Genomic DNA, 20724 nt, shown 5'->3' with positions numbered 1-20724 from the left:
CCAATTATGAAAGATAGGTTATTGATATTGAAAGTTATCGCTATTTTAACATTTGGAACATTGTTTTCATGTGAAGCTAATAAATATGTCCTTATTAATGGAGGACGTCAATTTTTTCTTAAAAATAATTCTGAGTGTAAGTTGGAGATAAAATCTCATTTTATAAGAGAAGCGTTCCTCATATTTGAATTGAGTCCTAAAGGATGTGACCTTGAAATAAGCAATGTTGATGAATGGATTGAAAATTTAATCAAAGTAAATGGATTGCCCCCGGGAGCAATCAAGTTAAGTAAAAAGGTAGATATTTCTAATCGTAAAGTTTTAATTTCAAACGGGCAGACTTTAAGATTTGATCTTGTAAAGGAATCTAAGACATGGAATGATGGAAAAATGGACTTTATTTTCCCAAAAAACAGTAATATTCTCGGAAGTGGAAAGCCTTTTTTTAGAGAAACGAGGGCTTTGTCATTAGAAGTTGGCAAAATGAGATTTATTTTTTAATTCCTATCTGATGATTTCAAGCTGTACTTTGGATGGCTTCCAAAGGTTAAAAATACTTACATTTCAAATTACCAAAACGATCATGAAACGTTTTATAATTGTGTTTATGCTATTCTATAGCATGAATATCTATGGGCAGGTTCAAGAATTTAAAGATATTCCAAAGGATATTTTGGAGAAGCTCGATTCATTGGGAAGCGATGGTTCTCTGTTGCTTAATCCAAATGAGAGTGCCTATTTCAATGTATTATTTGAAAGCCTCAAACGAGGTTTTGATTTTACCAACAAAAAAATCGCTTTTTTTAGCGGGAGCAACGGTGCAAATTTAAGCGACAAGTTCAACTATTTTAAAGATGAAAAAGATAGATATAAACGCAATCTGACCATAACCTACAGTTCATTGAAAATCTTTAATACCGAACAAAAAAGAGATCTGGTGGATATGATGCTGTAATTATATCTTGGAGTAAGCTATCAGTGCCGATAGATAAAATTGTTGATAGGCTGAGGAGGGAAATTAAGGTGACAAAACCTAATGCCGATTCATCGTCCAAAAAAGGAGGGATATAATTTTTGGCAATCGTACTAGTTATAAACCTTATTTTCACAAACCCAAATGCACCAAAGGAGACAAAGAGAAAATTCCACTGGATATCTTTCCTTTCCATTCATAGAAGTAGGCTTGCCCCCTTTTGATAATTACCTTCTTGCTCCTTGGCATCCTTTCCTTGTCCAAAGGTTGTATGACAGTGATTTCGAAATGGTTGGCGTGGGGATTATTGACTTCAATTTCGATAACTTTCTCAAAACCGTACGAATATATCCCTAACTTGGAAACTTCCTGCCCCGGAAAGCTAAATATTTTCGTTGAATCGATAACCACCTGCTTTCTTATTCTCGGAGAAAACATGCAATGTCTATTGTGTGGAGAATGGACTATGTTCCGGTAGTTTTTTCTTTTGTTGATATATATGGAAAGTAATTCAAAATTGAACGGAGATATGCTGACCCTCTTATTTTTCTCATAAGTTTCCAAATAATAGCTGATCTTCAGTGAAATAGAATCATTATTTTTTTTGACCGATTTTTCCAGTACAGTTATTTTGGGTAATCTCTTTTCCAGATGTGGGTTTAAAACTACTGTATCTCCCTGTAATTTCCAAAAACCGCTGCTGGTAAAGGTTTCAAAAGTATAAGGAAAAATAGGATCGGCTTCAATAAGCTCAAATGTGCTGTCAGGTTTTAGGGTCAGGCGGGTAGAATAATCTCCATACGTACCATAAAAAGGTTTGGAAGTTTTCTGAGCAAATACGGAGAATATCAGCGAAAAATAAAGAAGAGCTGAAAAAAACACCTTTATCATAATCTATTTTTACTTTGGTTTGTTATGGATATGATACAAATATATCACAAAATATTCACTGGATTTACTCTCCCTTCCCCTGAAACGCAAAAGCTATTTATACAAGTGATTTAGAGAACAATTAAGCGTGTCGAAAACGAAAGAAATCCCACTCCCATTGTTCCCTCTTATTTTTTTCTCAGGCTGTTGATGAATTCACCATTCTTTAATTCGATATCACATAGAGTTTTTATATAATCAAAAACTGTCCTTTCATTTTCGGCCTCATAGGCTCTAAGTTCTGCCGAACCTATGGAATTGAACAGTTTGTAATATCGCACGGCAGTATCTATTTTCAGCGGTTCCCCTTGCAATATCCTACAAAGTATTTTGACCCGCTGTTCGTAGCCGAGCTTTTCGTTCCAAATGGCATCGTCCAAAAAACCGAGCTTGTAAAGGTAGTACATGCGCAGCTTATTGTTTTTTATGGATTCGGTTGCCTCATCCTTGTCACTGTCCACAAACTTTGAGAGTTGCTCCCTGAGCTCACTATTGTCTTTTTTGACCGATTGGACTGTCTCCCAGTCTTCTCCGCTTTTCTTCTTTAGTTCACTAACTTCTGCTCTGGAACCTGAAAGAAGGGTAGATAGCTCTAGGTTCGTTTTTTCCATTTCCGAAATCTGGCGCTCAAGTTCCTTGATCTTCCTTTCCCTGGAATTTCGGGGGTTGTCCAATATTTTATTCAGACACTGGATCAGATAGGATCTCGTATCTGCCGGTCTGAAATCTATAAAGTAAGTTTCCCGAATGTCCTCCTCATCCTGAATGATATCGAAGATGATTCCCTTTGCGCTCATTTCCTTAAGCATCTCCCGGTAACGACCAAATTTTTCTATATCGATCTTTACTCCAAGCTTCTTGGCTCCCTTCTCCGGTTCGGACGCTTCCAAATGATCAAGAATGGGTGTGAGCTGCTCAGTGATCTCCTTTTCGTTCTGCTCGAACGTACTTCCATTTATCAGGTTATCTACCATGCCCTGGAACGTACCGTCATGGATTCCCGAGAAAAAATCCATCCATGCCGTGGAGAAGTATTTTTTTGTCGATATATCATCCCATGACTTACCATTCTTGCTCTGGATAAAGACTCTTGGAAACCACAGTATATCCTCGAGGTTCGATAAAAATTGCTGAAATTCTTTCATGTCCATATCGATCTATTTTTTGTTATTCTTTTCCAATGCCATCCTTTCAGTAACCGTGTCCAATATGAATTGTGCATTTTCTTCAGGGGTCATACGGATATATTTAAAGAAGTTGGCCTCTGTTGTATGTCCCGTGATCTTCATGATGGTCTGGGCCGGAAGCCTGTAATGCTTGTACATGTTTGTAGCAAAAGATCTCCTCGCCGTATGTGTACCCATTGCATCATGGAAAGGGATCGTTATTTTGACCCTTTTACCGCCGTCGGGAACCGATATTGTCACGGGATGTGCAAGCCCGGCCATTTTTCCGATGGTCTTGATATAGTCGTTCAACTTCTGGTTGCTGATCGGTTTTGGGTAGCGGTAGGTTCCATCTTCCTCACGGTACCTTTCCAATATTTCACGGGCGGCGGGCAATATCGGTATGGCGACAAAGACTCCCGTCTTTTCCGTTTCGATATGGATGAAGTTTCCTACGACCCGGGCCTTTTCCTGCAGAACAGAATAGTCCTGGAAGCGGAGTCCGGTCCATCCGCCCTGTAGGTAAAGGTCCCGGGCATTGATCAGGCCGGGATGTCCGGTAAGATCAACCGCAGCGATTGCCTCCAGCTGTTTGATATCATTGTAGACCGCATCGGTATCCTCCTCAACCTTGATAAAGCCCTTTGACCGATAGATATCCGAACCGTGGAGTTTCTCTTCTTCGGATTCCCGCATGAACAGTTTGATGTGCTTGATGACCTTGCCGAAATAGTTCAGCGAGAAACGGGAGTCCTCAAACATATAGCTCCGGATATCGTGATAGAAATCCATGGTGATATCCTCAAAGTGGAGTCTCTTTTTTTTACGTGTTTTGATATAGTCCTTAAGAAGTTCAAGTGTTCCCTCATATGATAGTATTGTATTCTCACGGTAGGGAAGTCCCTTTCTTGGTCCCTTGATGATCAATCGCTTTCCCTCACGGCTCAGTCTGATCTGCTTTTCGAAATAGGAAAGCAATGACAGGTCAGCTTTTTCCTCCTCTGGCCTATTTTCTCCGTTTCCATTGATCACATTTATGACCTGCTGTTTGAATGACTCCTTGTTGGGATAGGATCTAAAGTTGGAAACATGTTCCCTGTAACTGGTTTCGACGACCGACCTGACAAAGGAGACCCGCTCGGAAATGGCCTTGGCTTCCTGATGGTCAAGCCCTTTCAGCCCACCTACAGGCTTCTCTTTCTCGGGGTTCCATTTGGACGGAAGGATCTTGCCGCCTGTTGGGATCTTGACCACGGGCTTGCCGTTGAATTCTACGAAACAGGTGATCGGTGTAGCTTTGGTGGAACCGGCCTCCCTTAGCCTGAAACTGATCCCACATTCTATCTTGACTGTCTTTACCATGCTGATCGTGGTTTATAACGGTTAAACAATACGACAAGGTACCAAATAAAGTGCTCAAAAGGAAGTTTTCAGGGGTTCTTGCCGGGGTTCTTTTTGGTGAATTTTAGAGAATCACAGAGAATCGTAAAAAACAAAAACCGCATTTAAATATAATTAAACGCGGTTTTTGAATCTCATTGGCCCTCTTTGGAGCCTCTCGGTAGCCCGTAGGGGAATCGAACCCCTGTTTCAAGAATGAAAATCTTGCGTCCTAACCCCTAGACGAACGGGCCTTTCTGCTTTGGTGATGCAAATATAGAAGCTTTATCTATACCTCCAAAATATTTTGCACAGCAAAAATATAACTCATTGGCTTTTAAACCGATATTTTTATATCAAATCGAATCCTATGTCCGTTCTGAAGTATTTTCCTTGGAAAAAGATACGTCCCGCATCAGCAGTCGCTTGCTGAAGTGCTGAAAACAAATCATCTTCCAATGCAGTAACTGCTAATACACGGCCACCTGCTGTCAACACTTCACCATTCTCGGATTTCGTACCTGCATGAAACACGATCGACTCTTTAACATTCTCGATGTTACTAATCACTTTACCGGTTTCATAAGCTCCTGGATAACCGCCAGAAACGATCATTACTGTAGCGGCAGTTTTATCAGTCACTGTATAAGAACGCTTATCCAAATCTCCTTTCGCAACACCCTCTAATAAATCTACTAAATCCGACTCAATACGAACCAATACTGACTCTGTTTCCGGATCACCCATACGCACATTGTATTCAATCACATAAGGATCACCACCAACATTCATCAATCCTATAAATATAAAACCCTTATAAGGTATGTTATCTTTCTTCAAACCATCAACGGTAGGTTTGATAATACGTTGTTCTACCTTATCTAAAAAAGCCTGATCTGCAAATGGAACTGGAGAAACCGAACCCATTCCACCTGTATTTAAGCCTGTATCTCCCTCACCGATTCTTTTGTAATCTTTAGCAGAAGGCAAAACTTTATAGTTCTCACCATCTGTCAAAACAAATACGGAAAGTTCAATACCCTTCAAGAACTCTTCAACCACCACCACACTACTCGCTTCACCAAACTTCGCATCATTGATCATCGCCTTCAATTCTGCCTTAGCATCCTCATAAGACTCGCAAATCAAAACACCCTTTCCTTGAGCCAATCCATCTGCCTTTAATACGATAGGCAGCTGCTGAGTATCCAAATAAGCCAAACCTGCTTCCAAAGAGTCCTTATCAAAAGACTGGAATGCAGCTGTAGGCACTTGGTGGCGAATCATAAACTCTTTCGAGAAATCTTTAGACCCTTCCAATTGAGCACCTTCTTGTTGTGGGCCAATTACGGCGATACTTTTTAGTTTCTCGTCCGCAAGGAAATAATCGTGAATACCTTTTACCAAAGGCTCTTCCGGACCTACCACCACCATTTCAATCTGATTAGCCAAAACAAACTCACCGATGGCTTGGAAATCTGTCACCTTTAAGGCAACATTTTGGCCATATTGAGATGTTCCAGCATTACCCGGAGCAATAAACAATTGATTAAGTTTTGGGCTTTTCGAGATTTTATAGGCAAAGGCAGACTCTCTACCTCCAGAGCCGATGATCAGAATATTCATACCGCAAAGATATTGAAGCCATTTAATAATTAGCACTCTAATTTATTCTTTTCCTATAATTCGCTGCTTTTTTCGTAATATTATAGGGAATTAGCCAAATTAATTATGAAGAGCTCGAGAAATCTCCTTCTATTACTTATCACACTTACTGCAGCTTTAACTACTCAAGCGCAACAATTAGAAAAATCGCAGAAAATCCTTAACGAGTATGCGAACAACCACCCACAAGAGAAGCTACACATGCAGACCGATCGTAACGTCTATGCCGTTGGTGAAACAATCTGGTACAAGCTTTATAGCGTAATTGGGATGGAAAATCGCCTGTCCGTATTATCCAATGTGGCCTACATCGAATTAATCAATCCTGCGGGAAAGATTGTCGATCAAAAAATCAACGCCCTATATGCTGGTGTCGCCGTTGGAGAGATGGCCTTAGCAGACAGCCTTGTCGAGGGCTCCTACCGACTAAGAGCCTATACCAATTGGATGCGGAATAACGATGAAGATTATTTCTTTGAAAAAGTCATCAATATCGGAAATGTCCGTTCAGACAATATTGAAACAAAAAGTACCACCATCACGGAGAATGGACAGGAATTTTATGTTATTCAATTGGCGAATGTAAGCGGAGCTGCCATGCCAAAGACAAAAATATCCTACGAATTTAAAGATGGCGAGAAGGTAGTCGATCGTGGAAGAGAAGACATCGACCAAGAGGGTCGTATAAAAATTAAAGTAAATGACAAAAACAAAGGAAAGCTACTTTTTCTAAGCTTCACCAATCCTGATAAAAGGAAGGTTCAAAAAACAATCAGTACCAAATCATTCTTTTCCGAGAACAGCATACAAGCATTTCCTGAAGGAGGTCACTTAATAGCAGATGAGCTTAACCGCATCGCATTTAAGGCCATCAATCCGCAAGGGAAAGGAATCAAAGCAAAGATTTATATCCTAGCCAACAATACCGATACGGCGGCTACATTAGAGACCAACAGCCTAGGTATGGCATCCGTACCTTGTTATTTAAACAAGGGAACCAGCTATACCGTTCAAGCACATTTTGCAGATAACACACAGAAAACCATCAACCTTCCAGCAATAGAAAACAGTGGCTATTCGATATCAGTAAACCAAAGCAGCCCAGCAAAAATCTTTGCTCAAGTAAATATCTCCCAAGACAAAGTCAATAATGAAGAGGTCTATTTTGTCCTTCATCACTTGGGAAACATCTATTACATTGCCAAGCAAAAAGCTTCCAATAAAAATGTTCTTTTCTCAATAGGGAAAGATAAGGTGCCAACGGGCGTAATGACCATTAGCATCATGAACAAGGATTTCTTGCCTTTGGTGGAGCGTGTGATATTCAATTTGAATAACAACCGCATCATGCCATTGACTATCGAACAAGACAAAGATTCGTATGGCAAGCGTTCCAAGGTTACCAACAACCTTACACTAGATTTGGGCAGTTCTGCCGGTACAGACACAGCAACCTTAGCAAGTCTTTCTGCATCGGTTATTAATCTAACGAAATATGGTAAGGATCTATCCGATGATGTTAGCATCCTAAGTAGCCTTTACCTCAATGCTGATTTAAAAGGCTTCATTGAAAAACCTGCTTATTATTTCAATGCTGATGGAACCGTAAAAACACAAGAGTTGGACGACCTGCTGTTGACTCAAGGTTGGCGTAAAATTGACTGGAAACAATTGGACTCCTTAAATAATACACCGATGTACCCTATTGAAAAAGGTCTTCGTGTGACAGGTATGGTGAAAAAGTTAGGACGAAAGGCTCCAGCAGCAAACGCGAAGGTGCAATTGATCTCCACCAAAAACTTTATGGATTACCTCGATACAACCGCTAATGCTAAGGGTGAATTTGAATTTGATAAATTATTATTCCCGGATAGCGTGAAGTTCTTGGTATCCGCTCAAGATGAAAAGGGCAAGAAAAATATTGATATCACCTACAATAAACCTAGTCCAGCAGATGTTAACCTGGCGAAAAACGATCCGCTTATTCAAAACGATGTCAATGCCAGTTTCCGCGAGCAATTACTCGCCGGAAAACGCTTTTACCAGCAACTGGAAAGCAAGGGACTTATGGATAAAGTAACTGAAATTGAAGAAGTAGTCGTAACGGTTCAAAGACCAAAAGTACCCGATAATTCCACTAATTTAAATGGTCCTGGAAATGCGGATCAAGTAATCACCGCTGATGACCTCTCTACCTGTACCACATTAGAAATGTGTTTAGCAGGCCGATTAATGGGCGTAGTATTCCAAGGTGGAAAGCCAATGAATACCCGTGGAAATGTGGAAATGCAAGTGGTGTTGGATGGAATGTACGTGGAGAGTGATATGTTAAGCAGTATCAACCCGCAGGATGTGGCCAGCGTGGAGGTACTTAGAAACATCAACTATACCAGTATCTACGGCTCCTATGGTGGAAATGGCTTAATTGTAATCACCAGTAAAACAGGCCGTGATGCTTCTCGTGGCGACTTCCGACCTCGTGGATTATTGGCCATTCAGCCTAAAGGAATTTCTCTAATGAAAGAGTATTACAAGCCAGAGTACGATGTAGATTCCAATAAACAATTTGATCAGGATCTACGGATGACCATACATTGGGAACCAGGAATTGTAACCGACGACCATGGTAAAGCAAGCTTTAACTTCTTTACCTCCGATGAAATCGGAACCTACCGAATGATCATTGAAGGGCTGGATGTGGAAGGCCGCCTAATACGTAAAGTAATCGACTTTGAAGTCAAATAATAACAGAAACCGAGGGGATAGCAAAACCCTCGGTTTTTTTATGCCTAGAATGGTAACACCAGAAAAACCAAGACTTCTGATTTTGAACAGCAAGCACCAGTGCATTCCTCAAGACCGTTAGTGGAATTATAGGATTAGCTTGTCATAATCCTTAATTTTTCCGTAAATTACCTTGATTAACGAAACAACTGAATTAGGATGAGCAATTACATTAAAACCCAAGTTACGGATCATATCTGCTACATACTTTTAGACCGGGGCAAGTCCAACGCTATGCACCTGGAGATGATTGATGAACTTACCGAAACTTTGCAAAAACTTCGTGATGATGAAGCCATCGAGGCGATTATATTGCAAGGAAAAGAAGGTTTCTTTACTTCTGGACTGGATCTAATAACTTTATTTCAATACGACGAAGAGCAAATGCGTGTCTTCTGGAATCGATTTATCAACTTGATTCAAGAGTTGGTGTCTTTCCCAAAGCCTAGCATTGCAGCCATCACCGGGCATAGTCCTGCTGGAGGCTGTGTTTTAGCCTTATGTTGCGACTACCGTGTCATGGCAGAAGGCGAATATATTATTGGATTAAACGAGGTCCCTGTAGGCATTATCGTGCCTAGCAGCATATTCGAATTATATAGTTTCTGGATTGGAAGTGCGAATGCCTCCCGATTCCTTTTGGAAGGACGATTACTTCCCCCTGCAGAGGCATTAAAGGTTGGTTTAATCGACGAAGTAGTACCGTTTGATCGTATTCAGACGGCAACAGGTCGCAAAGCAAAACAATTCATGCAGTTTGATCGAAATGCTTGGCGAGCTTCCAAACTTAACATCCGTAAAAACCTATTGGCACAGGTAGCTGAAACAAAAGGCGAAGCCATTGAACAGGTTCTTAAACAATGGTGGGCACCTTCTACGCGCGCCATCCTACAAACAATCATTGATAACTTAACTAAAAAAGCATAACATGGCCGTACAAGGAGCATTACAAAAAGACGCCTTACTAGGAAAAACCGTGGTGGTAACAGGTGGCGGCACAGGACTTGGCAAAGCCATGTCCACATACTTTTCAGAGTTAGGTGCAAACCTGGTTATCAGCAGCCGCAAACTGGATGTGTTGGAAGCAACAGCACGTGAGATATCGGAAAAGACAGGAAACCCTGTCCTGCCAGTCGCTTGTGACATCCGTGATATCGAGGATGTAAAGAACATGCGACTTAAAGCAGAAGAAGCTTTTGGGCAAGTCGATGTATTGGTAAATAATGCCGCAGGAAATTTTATCTCCCCAACGGAGCGATTGTCTGCCAATGCCTTTTCAACCATAATCGATATCGTTCTCAAAGGGACAGTAAACTGCACCTTGGAATTTGGCAAATCATGGATCGAGAAAAAACAAGCCGCCAATGTCTTGAATATTGTCACCACCTATGCCTTCACCGGGTCAGGTTATGTGGTACCATCGGCAGTTTCTAAAGGAGGTGTATTGACTTTAACACGTTCTTTAGCCGCAGAATGGGGCAGATACGGCATTCGCAACAATGCTATTGCACCAGGACCATTCCCAACGAAAGGTGCTTGGGACCGCTTATTGCCAGGTGATTTAGCCGCAAAATTTGATTTTAAAAACCGTGTTCCCCTAAAACGCGTTGGAGAACATCAGGAACTAGCAAACTTGGCTGCATTCTTGATATCTGATTTCGCAGGTTATATCAATGGTGAGATCATTACCATAGATGGTGGCGAATGGCTACAAGGAGCCGGTCAATTTAACGGACTTGAAGCTGTATCCCCAGAAATGTGGGATGCCATCGAACAGACTATCCGGAAAAACAACAAGTAATCAGCATGAAGAAAAACATTCTATACTTCCTGAGCATCGGTTTATTACTTTTTGCTTCTTGTAATAACAGTAAGAAATCTGATAAACAACAGCAAGATAGTATCCCTCAGGTATCCATGAACAATCCCGAAGAAATCCAACAAATCTCCGAAGTCATTTCCCGATTTGCAAGGGCATACCTAAGCCAGGACAACGATAAGATCAATGCCTTAATCAATCCTGAAACTGGAATCGCCATCATTCATCGTCCAGGTGTTGCAGACACTTACAACATTGTAGACAGCATAGATTTTAAAAATCCAGTACCTGCTCACTATGCCTATGAAACCTTTCAAAACGATCAGGTATTGACCTTTGCCCCTATCCCTGAATTTGATTGTGGAAAAGACAAATGGACTAAAATCGGATTCTTTTGTGATACTACCGCCGGTACAACACACAAGCCTTTGGAAACAATTGCCAAGTTCTTAGCGGAATTTGAGGAGGTAAAATTCGACGAGGCAAAGAAAAAAGAAATTGAAGCCTTGGAGAATGGCGCATATCGTGTAATTTTAGCACAAGAAAAGAACTCCCTGATCTTCCATGTCAAGAAATTTAAGAATGGTTGGTTTGTGACGATCTTAGATCGCGCATATGGTTCATGCGATGCCTAATGAAAATTAGGACAATAAATAGAAAGACGAACAAGTAGAAAATCACAATACAAAGACAGCAATACGCTTTATGAGCAATTTTGATCAAGAAACACAGCAAAGAATCCAACAATGGACAAGCAATGAGTACGACCCGGAAACAATTGCCGAGGTTAAGAAATTAGTAGACCAAAATGAAGAAACCGAACTTCTAGACTCTTTCTATAAGGAGCTGGAATTTGGTACAGGAGGTTTACGTGGAATTATGGGTGTTGGTTCAAACCGCATGAACAAGTACACCATTGGTAAAGCCACACAGGGTTTAGCAAATTACCTTAAAAAACAATTCCCAGATCAACAGCTCAAAGTTGCCGTTTCCTACGACAGTAGAAACAATTCCCAATCTTTCGGTCATCTAGTAGCCGATGTTTTCTCGGCAAATGATTTCCAAGTATATCTATTCCAGGAATTACGCCCTACGCCTATGCTTTCCTTCGCTGTAAGGCACTTTGGCTGTCAGGGTGGGGTGATGTTAACCGCATCCCATAATCCTAAGGAATACAACGGCTATAAGGCTTATTGGAATGATGGAGGACAACTTGTCGCTCCACATGATAAAAATGTTATTAAGGAAGTAGATGCCATCCAATCGGTTTCTGAGATCAAGTTCGAACGCAAAGCGGAGAACATCAAATTAGTTGAGGCTGATTTCGATGATATCTATGTGGCAGCAAATTTGAAATTAAGCATCAATCCGGGCGCTGTAAAGGCTCAGAAAGACTTGAAGATAGTCTATTCCCCAATTCACGGAACAGGCGTTACAATCGTTCCTAAAATGCTTGAGGCTTGGGGATTCAACAATATACACGTGGTTGAGGAACAAGCAGAGCCAAATGGAAATTTCCCAACGGTGGTTTATCCAAACCCTGAAGAGGAAGAAGCCATGTCTATCGCCATGAAAAAAGGTGAGGAGTTGGATGCCGATGTGATTATGGCAACTGACCCTGATGCTGACCGCGTAGGTGTAGCAATTAAGCTCCCTTCTGGTGAGTACCAATTAATCAACGGTAACCAAATCGGTAGTTTGTTGACTTATTACGTGCTTTCTTGTAAAAAAGCAGCTGGTGCATTAAAACCAAACGACTATATCGTTAAAACTATTGTAACTTCAAATCTTTTCTCCGATATCGCAAAGAGTTTCGATGTCAACTATTACGAGACCTTAACTGGATTTAAGTTCATCGGAGAGGTGATGACCCAATTAGAGGGCAAGGAAAAATATTTAGTTGGTGGAGAAGAAAGTTATGGCTTTTTGGTTGGTGATTTAGTGCGTGATAAAGATGCGGTAAATGCTTGTGCATTTATTGCTGAAATGTGTGCTTATTTCAAAAATGAAGGCAAATCACTATTCGATGTATTGTTATCACTTTATGTAGAATACGGCTATTATAAAGAGAAATTAATTTCCCTAACGAAAAAAGGAAAAGCAGGAGCAGATGAAATCAAACAGATGATGAGTGATTTACGCGCTGACTTACCAAAATCATTGGGAGGGATCGATGTTGCAGAGGTTCGTGATTACCAACAGAGCGAAGCAACAGATATGAAAACAGGTTCCAAGACCAAAATTGATCTTCCAAAATCAGATGTATTGCAATTTATCACGGTAGATGGGGATGTTATCTCCGCAAGACCGTCGGGAACAGAGCCCAAGATTAAATTCTATTGCTCCGTTAAAGAGACGCTTTCCTTTACTTCCGATTATGGTCAGATTTCTAACCGCCTGGATGATAAAGTAACACAAATGATGGCTGATATCGTTAAGGACTAATGGAAAAGTGGAAAGTACTCGATTCTAAATACATCATTCAACGTCCTTGGGCTACATTACGAGTAGACCGCCTGGAAATGCCTTCGGGACATATCAAGGAGGAATATTATGTATTGGAATATCCTACCTGGGTCAATATGATTGGTATAACAGAAAACAATCAAATACTCTTTGTTCGTCAATATCGACATGGGGCACAATCGATCATGGTCGAATTGCCTGCAGGTGTGGTAGAAGATGGAGAAGATCCGGAGGTTGCCGCTCGACGAGAATTGTTGGAGGAAACCGGATATGCATTCGATGATTGCGAATATATTTGTGAGCTTTTTGCTAACCCCGCTACCTCAGGAAATCTTACCTACACCTATCTACTAACAGGTGGTAAAAAAGTCCAAGAGCAAGAGCTTGATGATTCTGAGGATATCGAAGTTGTTTTGATGGATATAGAAGAAGCCAAGCAATTCTTATTTGACAATAAAATCGGACAGGCCTTACACAGTTCGGCCTTGTTTTATACCTTTAAAAAGTTAGGCTTGCTATAAGCAAGCCTAACTTTATTCTTTCCCTACCTTGATTTACGCAATATTTAACGGTATTTTCTTACCTTTGCCGCATGGCAAGAGAAATTTATGAAACTAAGCGAAAGGCATTAAAAATTAACCTTAATGCGGATATTTATGGAACCTTTGCAGAGATTGGCGCGGGACAAGAAGTTGCCCGTAACTTCTTCGAAGCAGGTGCTGCATCTGGAACCATTGCAAAGACAATGTCCGCTTATGACATGGCTTTCTCTGACGCTATCTATGGCGTAGAAGATAATGGCCGTTACGTAAGCCGTACGCGCCTAACCAAGATGCTTAAGCATGAATTTGAATTGCTAACAGAGCGTCTACACGGCGAGAAATATGCCACTAAGAAATTCTTCGCCTTTGCTGATACAGTTACTACTTTAAATTTTACGAAAACCAATGAGCCACACGGATGGATTGGTATCCGCTTTCAACATGAAGTAGGAGGCCCAACCAATGACATCATTATTCACGTTCGTCTTTTGGATAGCGACAACCGTCTACAGTCCAAGGTACTGGGCATATTGGGTGTCAATTTAGTCTTTGCTGCCTATTATTACGCGGAGAATCCGCAGCTTATGATCGAATCTTTAGTAGACAACCTTTCAGTAGGTTCGGTTGAAATTGATTTGGTAAAAGTATCTGGTCCAATATTCGAAAATGCAAATGAACGCCTCTTAAACTTATACTTAATCGCAAAAGGATTTGCTCGCGCTGCTATTTTCAGACCTGATGGAAAGGCTGCACAAATCAAAGACTATTTGTACAAAAAGAATATCATCATTCTAAGAACCAAATACCGTCAGAAATCTAATCCAAACTTTGACCTATTCAACTTAGCTGTTGAGGAGTTCCGTAAAAATACAGGGGCCATTCCAGAAGATACCGTCGTATTAATCGAGGTACTAATGGGTAATGTTTTGGATGAAAACTCAAGTATTACAGATGAGGATTTGGTTTACTTTGCACATCGAGCTGAATATCTTTGTTCTACAGGAAACAACATATTAGTCTCCAATTTCCGTAGGAATAACCACTTAGCGGAGTTTGTTCAGACTTTTAAGCCGAAAAACGTAGGTATTGCAACCAACGTATCCAACTTAAAAAACATCTTCAACACAGATAACTACAACAAAGCGAATTACACCAACGAATTATTAGCTTATATCTCTGGAATGTTCAGCAAGAACGTAAAGCTCTATGCGTATCCTTACTTGGATAAAAAGAACAATAAGATTGTTACGACTAAGAATATGCCAGTTTCTGATGAAGCAAAACCTTTATTCGACTTCTTAATCCAAAACTGCTATATCGTTGATATCGAAGATTACGATGAGAAATTCGTGAAGACTGTCTAATATTAGACTCACTAAAAGAACCCCTTTGACCATCAATGCTCAAAGGGGTTTTTTACGGATTAAACTTCCTCTTTTACCGATAAAAACCTGACCTAGCTCTTTAGCATAGTCTATTCCTATGTTTAAAATATATCCTGCTATATTCCTTGGGTTTGGCTAAAGAATAATAGTAGTTAAGCTTGATATCGCTTCGATACTCTCACGGAATTTCTAGGGATCTGATACGCATCTCCTTCGGATCTCGTTCGCTTCTAACCGAACGAGATCCGAAGGAGATCCGAACAAGTTCCGAAGGAGATCCGAAGAAGTGTCGAAGCAAACCCTTAGAAAACCCCTACGAAAGACGATGAGACTACATCATAAAACAGAGGTAAAGCAGATTCATAAATCCCAAAATTAACACGCATAAAACTCTTGAACAATCAAGAATTTTGATGGCTTCTGTTTCTACTAAACAAGCGTTTTCCAGATATTATAGGCTGTCATCTATTTCCTTAATTAGAGTTTCTCTGTTCATGGGAAAACCTGCATTTGAAAGGGTACTCTATTTATTAATGTTTCAAAACAATAAAGGCATCTCTAAGAGATGCCCTTATCTAATTATTATCTTAATTATAAGAACTTCTTAAAGATAGAATAAAGAATTTTTAGGTCTTGTTCTGTCAGGTTTGCGGAGGTCACATCTTGTTGGATATAGTGATATTTAAATCCCTTGATCGCCGCATCAAGATTTTTCACATCATAACCAATGATTCGAAGAGCAATCTTAGGATCAAAGCCTACCGGAGGGGTCTCTAATACATCATCATACCAGTATCCAAATCCTTTGTCTGCAAGTGTTTTCCAAGGGAAACGCGATGGATCATTCTTACGGGTTGGGGCATAGTCCATGTGGCCAATAAAGTTCGCCTGTGGAATCTTATAGGTATCTTTCAAGTAAGTCAACAATTGAACTAGGGCATTGATTTGCACATCTGTCCAAGGGTCAGTCGTTCCGTTATTGTCCAATTCGATACCGATGGAAGAGGAGTTTAAATCGGTGTCATTCCCCCAGCGTCCTAATCCAGCATGGTGCGCACGATAATAATCATTCACCATTTGTACGATCTTACCTTCACGACCTATCACATAGTGTGAACTCACGCCCGCACGTTCGCTATGGAAGGTCTTAACGGTTTGATCCAGTGACTTCTGCGCCGTATGATGAATCATAACATAATTGGGCTTACGCATTCCGAAATTAATCGATCCAATCCATTCTTTATTATCTGCCGCAATCTTTTCGATCTGGCTTTTTACCGGAGCTTCCTTATAAATTGTGGAGTACTCCTTTGCTTTGCGTTTATAAACCTTTTCGGTTGCTGCATATTTACCGCCACATGAGGTTGCCAAGGCAGCGATAAACAAATAGGTGATTGCATTTTTTAGCATATTGTTAAATATAGGTAAGCAAATATAATCGGATTAAAGGGCATCTACAACGAATTCGGGTCTTTCTACCCCAGGTTCGAGTTCAACTACTTGTAAATTTCGAAACTCCATTAAAGCGCCTTCTGCCTCTAAGCAGATATAGCCTTTTCGTTTAGAAGCTAGGCGTATGCTGTTCACAAATTTGCCGTTCACAGCTAATTTAACTGTTCCATCTATACAAACGACCGTATAGCGGTTCCATTGTCCAACACCCAAACAGCGATTCTCAATGGACTTGCTGCGTACGCCCCGAGGATTATCTGGAGAGGCGGTCATCCCTCCTGCCCCAAACAGTTCGCCATGAACATAAGCAATAGGTTGTTGCACACCATCTTTCGCATGAATATTTACCCAATCGAGCTCCAACATCTGCACTTCCATGCCCATAGGTAAGCGGGTATTGGGATCTGCTTTGGCATCAGACCATACAAAAATCCCGGAATTCCCTCCCCTTTCCATGTGGCGCCACTCCACCGTCAAGATAAAATTCTCATACATCTTCTCCGAGCGAACCACCCCAATAGGATTTCCCTTATTAATTAATAGGTTGCCTTTTGCCTTCCAGGTGGTAGCAGAGGTGTTGACATCAATCCAGTTGATGGCTTTTCCTTTGCTTTTGGTTTCAAGCAAGGTTTCCTCGTAACTTTTCTCCTGACCAAACTGAAAAAGTCGATCTTGACCATAAGCTAATCTTCCCATCAAAATCAATAATAAGCCTATTAATAGCCGATAAAGGTTCTTGTTTCTCATGTTTAGGTGTCCTTAATCTACTAAATTACTAAAATATTGGAAGGCTTATACTTGGGTAACAGGAAAATGGCAAAAGAGATGCGATAAAGGTATCCGCAATGGGTTATTAAGAACTAAAAAAGGGGCAATAGGATAATAGGTCTGGGAGGCAGGAAAGGCTAAAAAAGAAAAGCCCCGATACGTTCATTATCGGGGCATTTTCTATAGTTCTATGTTGACTTATGCTTCCGCGTAAGCTTCGATTGGAGGACAAGAACAGATTAATGTTCTATCACCTTGTGAATCATTCACACGACCTACTGAAGGCCAGAATTTGTTGATTCTTAAGTACTCAATCGGATAAGCAGCAGTTTGACGAGAGTATGGTCTATCCCACTCATCACCTGTTACTACACGTGCTGTATGCGGTGCATTTTTCAATACGTTATCTTTTTGATCTGCTTCACCTGATTCTACCGCCGCAATTTCAGCGCGGATAGCGATCAATGCATCACAGAAACGATCTAGTTCTGGTTTAGATTCCGATTCCGTAGGCTCTACCATTAATGTTCCAGCTACTGGGAAAGAAACGGTAGGTGCGTGGAAACCATAATCCATTAAGCGTTTTGCGATATCTGCAACCTCAATTCCTACGTTTTTGAAAGAACGACAATCCAAGATCATCTCGTGTGCACAACGTCCATTAGCACCTGCGTACAATACTGGATAGTGTTGCTCTAAGCGTGCTTTGATGTAATTGGCATTCAAAATCGCAGTTTTAGTAGCATCAGTTAATCCTTTAGGACCCATCATAGCGATATAGGCATGAGAGATAACTAAGATCGATGCTGAACCAAATGGTGCTGCGGAAACAGCGGAGATACCTTCTTCACCAGAGATTTCAATCACCTCGTGATTAGGCAAGAATGGAACTAAGTGAGCCGCCACACCGATTGGGCCCATACCAGGACCACCACCGCCGTGAGGGATACAGAATGTTTTGTGTAAGTTCAAGTGACAAACGTCTGCTCCGATATATCCAGGACTTGTTAATCCTACCTGAGCATTCATGTTTGCACCGTCCATATATACTTGTCCACCGTTTTCGTGGATGATATTACAAATTTCTACGATTGGCTCTTCGAAAACACCGTGAGTAGAAGGATAAGTCACCATTAAGGAGTTCAAATTAGCTGCATGCTCAGTAGCTTTAGCTCTTAAATCCTCTACTTCAATATTTCCACGCTCATCACATTTTACAACAACCACTTTCAATCCTGCCATAGAAGCAGATGCAGGGTTTGTACCGTGTGCAGATGCAGGGATTAGACAGATGTCTCTGTTGAAATCGCCACGGCTTTGGTGGTAAGCGCGGATTACCATTAATCCAGCATATTCACCTTGCGCACCAGAGTTCGGTTGGAAGGACATCTTCGCAAATCCTGTGATTTCACATAACCAATCATTCAATTCATTGATTAATTGCATGTATCCGGTAGTTTGATCTACTGGAGCAAATGGATGTAATCCACCAAAACGAGCCCAAGTTACAGGAACCATTTCCGTAGTTGCATTCAACTTCATCGTACAAGATCCCAAAGGAATCATCGAGTGACAAAGGGAAAGATCTTTTGCTTCTAAAGACTTGATGTAACGCAACATCTCACTCTCAGAATGGTGGCTGTTGAAAACTGGGTGAGTCAAGTATTCCGATGAACGAACAAGTTCTTCTGGGATAACCACATCCAATTCGTTTACTAAACCTTCTAAATCTACATCTTTAGTCGTTTTGCCTTTGATCTTAGCAAATACCTTAACGATAGTTTCGATATCTGCATAAGTTGTTGTCTCATCAATAGAGATTCCAACGATATTATCTTGGTAGAAGAAGTTTAATTCATTGTTTAAGGCTTCTGCTTTCAAAGTTCCGATTTGATCACCAGCATCGAAACGCAAGGTATCAAAGTAAGCTTTGTTGTTTTGAGTATAGCCCAAAGACTGAATAGCTTTGTCTGCTAAACGTGCTAAGTCATGGATTCTAGAAGCGATTTTCTCGATTCCTTTAGGACCGTGGTATACCGCGTAGAAAGAAGCCATAATAGCTAATAACGCCTGTGCAGTACAGATATTTGAAGATGCTTTATCTCTACGGATGTGTTGCTCACGAGTTTGAAGCGCCATACGTAAAGCATATTCTCCATTTGAATCAGAAGTTACACCGATGATACGACCAGGGATATTACGCTTGTAAGCATCTTTGGTAGCAAAGAATGCTGCGTGTGGACCACCGAAGCCCATTGGTACACCAAAACGTTGTGAGTTACCAACAACAACATCTGCTCCCCATTCTCCTGGAGGGGTTAATAAAGCTAAAGACATGATGTCAGTAGCCACACAGATGGTGATATTTTTATCGTGCGCGAAGGCAGTGAATTCTTTATAATCTTCTACTGATCCATCTGCTGCAGGGTATTGTACAAATGCTGCGAATACATCATCTGTCAAGTTTTCTACAGTAAGATCAGCAATACGGATTTCAACACCAAAAGGAACTGCTCTTGTTTGCAATACATCTAAAGTTTGCGGATAGATATTTGGGGTTACCAAAAACACATTCGCATCTTTATTCTTACGTGCGCTGTAAAGCATGAACATACCTTCAGCAGCAGCCGTAGCTTCATCTAAAAGGGATGCATTGGCAATTTCCAATCCGGTTAAGTCAGATACCATGGTTTGGAAGTTCAATAATGCTTGAAGACGACCTTGCGCGATCTCTGCTTGGTATGGTGTATATTGGGTATACCATCCTGGATTTTCAAATACGTTACGCTGAATAACACCCGGAAGGATAACATCATTATATCCTTGACCGATGTAAGATTTGAAGACTTTGTTTTTCTCTGCAATCTGAGCGATTTTCTCCAAATAGGCAACTTCGCTTAATGCTGCAGGAAGTTTTAAAGCTTCTTTCTTGCGAATCTGGGCAGGTACCGTCTGGTCGATCAACTCGTCCAAGGACTGTACACCTAAAACCGTTAACATCTCTTCTACTTGCGTAGCGCTTGGACCGTTATGGCGATCCTCAAATTTCTCTTGGTAAAATACGTTACTCATTTGATGTATTTGTTGTAACTTTTGGAACTGATTAACTTGCTGTTATCCAAATTATTTATCCCTTACTTTGACTTGGGAATTTAGATGTGCAAAGATACGCTTTTTAACCTGATATTTTATGCCCGCATTTGCTCCAAATACTTTTATGAACACATCAAACGATTGCGCATAATATTGAATTTACAATAACATTACAGGACTTTACTTGCAAATCATGCAACAAGAGCGATTCTTCATTTTATTTACTTGAAAACACAACGGCCCGTACACTGTGGTATTGTCTCTCTATTCAAACGATTGCATTAAAAAAAAGACAATAATT

The 20724-nt window shown here is 40.7% G+C and carries 15 protein-coding genes, 1 tRNA gene and 1 pseudogene; 9 read left to right on the top strand and 8 right to left on the bottom strand.

The window, feature by feature from the left end; all coding sequences use genetic code 11:
• The first annotated feature begins 6 nt into the window (after positions 1-6).
• Both ABD676_RS13860 and ABD676_RS13855 read left to right on the top strand, forming a co-directional pair.
• Entirely contained in the window at positions 7-501 is a 495-nt protein-coding gene (locus ABD676_RS13860) for a hypothetical protein (protein ID WP_260039920.1), read from the top strand.
• A gap of 10 nt (positions 502-511) precedes the next feature.
• A pseudogene (locus ABD676_RS13855) lies at positions 512-1071 on the top strand (DUF8192 domain-containing protein).
• A 34-nt stretch (positions 1072-1105) separates the two neighbouring features.
• On the opposite strand, the gene ABD676_RS13850 reads toward ABD676_RS13855, so the two are convergent.
• The 5 genes from ABD676_RS13850 to purD form a co-directional block, all read right to left on the bottom strand.
• Positions 1106-1864 (bottom strand): copper resistance protein NlpE, encoded by a 759-nt coding sequence (locus ABD676_RS13850; protein WP_260039922.1) that lies wholly within the window; start codon positions 1862-1864, stop codon positions 1106-1108.
• A gap of 167 nt (positions 1865-2031) precedes the next feature.
• Positions 2032-3048 carry a hypothetical protein gene (locus ABD676_RS13845; protein WP_344675314.1) on the bottom strand — a complete coding sequence of 339 codons (1017 nt, stop codon included), beginning with the start codon at positions 3046-3048 and terminating at the stop codon, positions 2032-2034.
• Positions 3049-3060: 12 nt separating this feature from the next.
• Entirely contained in the window at positions 3061-4431 is a 1371-nt protein-coding gene (locus ABD676_RS13840) for a site-specific integrase (protein WP_260039925.1), read from the bottom strand.
• Between the two features lie 200 nt (positions 4432-4631).
• Positions 4632-4703 (bottom strand) — tRNA-Glu (locus ABD676_RS13835).
• A gap of 97 nt (positions 4704-4800) precedes the next feature.
• Entirely contained in the window at positions 4801-6075 is a 1275-nt protein-coding gene (gene purD / locus ABD676_RS13830) for a phosphoribosylamine--glycine ligase (protein WP_344675312.1), read from the bottom strand.
• Between the two features lie 105 nt (positions 6076-6180).
• Here purD and ABD676_RS13825 point away from each other — a divergent pair, with 105 nt between their 5' ends.
• The 7 genes from ABD676_RS13825 (at position 6181) to ABD676_RS13795 (ending at position 15089) form a co-directional block, all read left to right on the top strand.
• Positions 6181-8859 carry a hypothetical protein gene (locus tag ABD676_RS13825; RefSeq protein WP_344675310.1) on the top strand — a complete coding sequence of 893 codons (2679 nt, stop codon included), beginning with the start codon at positions 6181-6183 and terminating at the stop codon, positions 8857-8859.
• A 198-nt stretch (positions 8860-9057) separates the two neighbouring features.
• On the top strand, positions 9058-9825 hold the full coding sequence (locus ABD676_RS13820) for an enoyl-CoA hydratase/isomerase family protein (protein ID WP_344675309.1): 768 nt from the start codon (positions 9058-9060) through the stop codon (positions 9823-9825).
• A gap of 1 nt (position 9826) precedes the next feature.
• Positions 9827-10699 (top strand): SDR family oxidoreductase, encoded by an 873-nt coding sequence (locus ABD676_RS13815; RefSeq protein WP_344675308.1) that lies wholly within the window; start codon positions 9827-9829, stop codon positions 10697-10699.
• A gap of 5 nt (positions 10700-10704) precedes the next feature.
• A complete protein-coding gene (locus tag ABD676_RS13810; protein ID WP_344675306.1) occupies positions 10705-11352 on the top strand; it encodes a hypothetical protein in 648 nt (215 codons plus the stop codon).
• A 70-nt stretch (positions 11353-11422) separates the two neighbouring features.
• Positions 11423-13162 (top strand): phospho-sugar mutase, encoded by a 1740-nt coding sequence (locus tag ABD676_RS13805; RefSeq protein ID WP_344675305.1) that lies wholly within the window; start codon positions 11423-11425, stop codon positions 13160-13162.
• The gene (locus tag ABD676_RS13800) at positions 13162-13704 is read left to right on the top strand and encodes an NUDIX hydrolase (RefSeq protein WP_344675304.1); all 543 of its coding nucleotides are present in this window, start codon (positions 13162-13164) and stop codon (positions 13702-13704) included. The genes ABD676_RS13805 and ABD676_RS13800 overlap by 1 nt, the downstream gene beginning before the upstream one ends.
• A gap of 71 nt (positions 13705-13775) precedes the next feature.
• On the top strand, positions 13776-15089 hold the full coding sequence (locus tag ABD676_RS13795; RefSeq protein ID WP_344675303.1) for a nicotinamide mononucleotide adenylyltransferase: 1314 nt from the start codon (positions 13776-13778) through the stop codon (positions 15087-15089).
• Between the two features lie 612 nt (positions 15090-15701).
• On the opposite strand, the gene ABD676_RS13790 is transcribed toward ABD676_RS13795, so the two are convergent.
• From ABD676_RS13790 to gcvP, 3 genes are all read right to left on the bottom strand, one after another.
• The gene (locus ABD676_RS13790; protein WP_344675302.1) at positions 15702-16520 is read right to left on the bottom strand and encodes an N-acetylmuramoyl-L-alanine amidase; all 819 of its coding nucleotides are present in this window, start codon (positions 16518-16520) and stop codon (positions 15702-15704) included.
• A 33-nt stretch (positions 16521-16553) separates the two neighbouring features.
• A complete protein-coding gene (locus ABD676_RS13785) occupies positions 16554-17309 on the bottom strand; it encodes a 3-keto-disaccharide hydrolase (RefSeq protein WP_344675301.1) in 756 nt (251 codons plus the stop codon).
• A 219-nt stretch (positions 17310-17528) separates the two neighbouring features.
• Positions 17529-20402 (bottom strand): aminomethyl-transferring glycine dehydrogenase, encoded by a 2874-nt coding sequence (gene gcvP, locus ABD676_RS13780; RefSeq protein WP_344675300.1) that lies wholly within the window; start codon positions 20400-20402, stop codon positions 17529-17531.
• Between the last annotated feature and the right edge of the window lie 322 nt (positions 20403-20724).

This window comes from Sphingobacterium kyonggiense, from assembly GCF_039536825.1.
Taxonomy (GTDB): Bacteria; Bacteroidota; Bacteroidia; order Sphingobacteriales; family Sphingobacteriaceae; genus Sphingobacterium; species Sphingobacterium kyonggiense.
This window is presented reverse-complemented; position numbering and strand designations above follow the sequence as displayed.

Coding starts and splice junctions, on each gene's coding strand:
- ABD676_RS13790 (WP_344675302.1), bottom strand. CDS start 16,520: ATGCTAAAAAATGCAATCACCTATTTGTTTATCGCTGCCTTGGCAACC.
- ABD676_RS13800 (WP_344675304.1), top strand. CDS start 13,162: ATGGAAAAGTGGAAAGTACTCGATTCTAAATACATCATTCAACGTCCT.
- ABD676_RS13815 (WP_344675308.1), top strand. CDS start 9,827: ATGGCCGTACAAGGAGCATTACAAAAAGACGCCTTACTAGGAAAAACC.
- ABD676_RS13805 (WP_344675305.1), top strand. CDS start 11,423: ATGAGCAATTTTGATCAAGAAACACAGCAAAGAATCCAACAATGGACA.
- purD (WP_344675312.1), bottom strand. CDS start 6,075: ATGAATATTCTGATCATCGGCTCTGGAGGTAGAGAGTCTGCCTTTGCC.
- ABD676_RS13820 (WP_344675309.1), top strand. CDS start 9,058: ATGAGCAATTACATTAAAACCCAAGTTACGGATCATATCTGCTACATA.
- gcvP (WP_344675300.1), bottom strand. CDS start 20,402: ATGAGTAACGTATTTTACCAAGAGAAATTTGAGGATCGCCATAACGGT.
- ABD676_RS13810 (WP_344675306.1), top strand. CDS start 10,705: ATGAAGAAAAACATTCTATACTTCCTGAGCATCGGTTTATTACTTTTT.
- ABD676_RS13795 (WP_344675303.1), top strand. CDS start 13,776: ATGGCAAGAGAAATTTATGAAACTAAGCGAAAGGCATTAAAAATTAAC.
- ABD676_RS13850 (WP_260039922.1), bottom strand. CDS start 1,864: ATGATAAAGGTGTTTTTTTCAGCTCTTCTTTATTTTTCGCTGATATTC.
- ABD676_RS13845 (WP_344675314.1), bottom strand. CDS start 3,048: ATGAAAGAATTTCAGCAATTTTTATCGAACCTCGAGGATATACTGTGG.
- ABD676_RS13860 (WP_260039920.1), top strand. CDS start 7: ATGAAAGATAGGTTATTGATATTGAAAGTTATCGCTATTTTAACATTT.
- ABD676_RS13785 (WP_344675301.1), bottom strand. CDS start 17,309: ATGAGAAACAAGAACCTTTATCGGCTATTAATAGGCTTATTATTGATT.
- ABD676_RS13825 (WP_344675310.1), top strand. CDS start 6,181: ATGAAGAGCTCGAGAAATCTCCTTCTATTACTTATCACACTTACTGCA.
- ABD676_RS13840 (WP_260039925.1), bottom strand. CDS start 4,431: ATGGTAAAGACAGTCAAGATAGAATGTGGGATCAGTTTCAGGCTAAGG.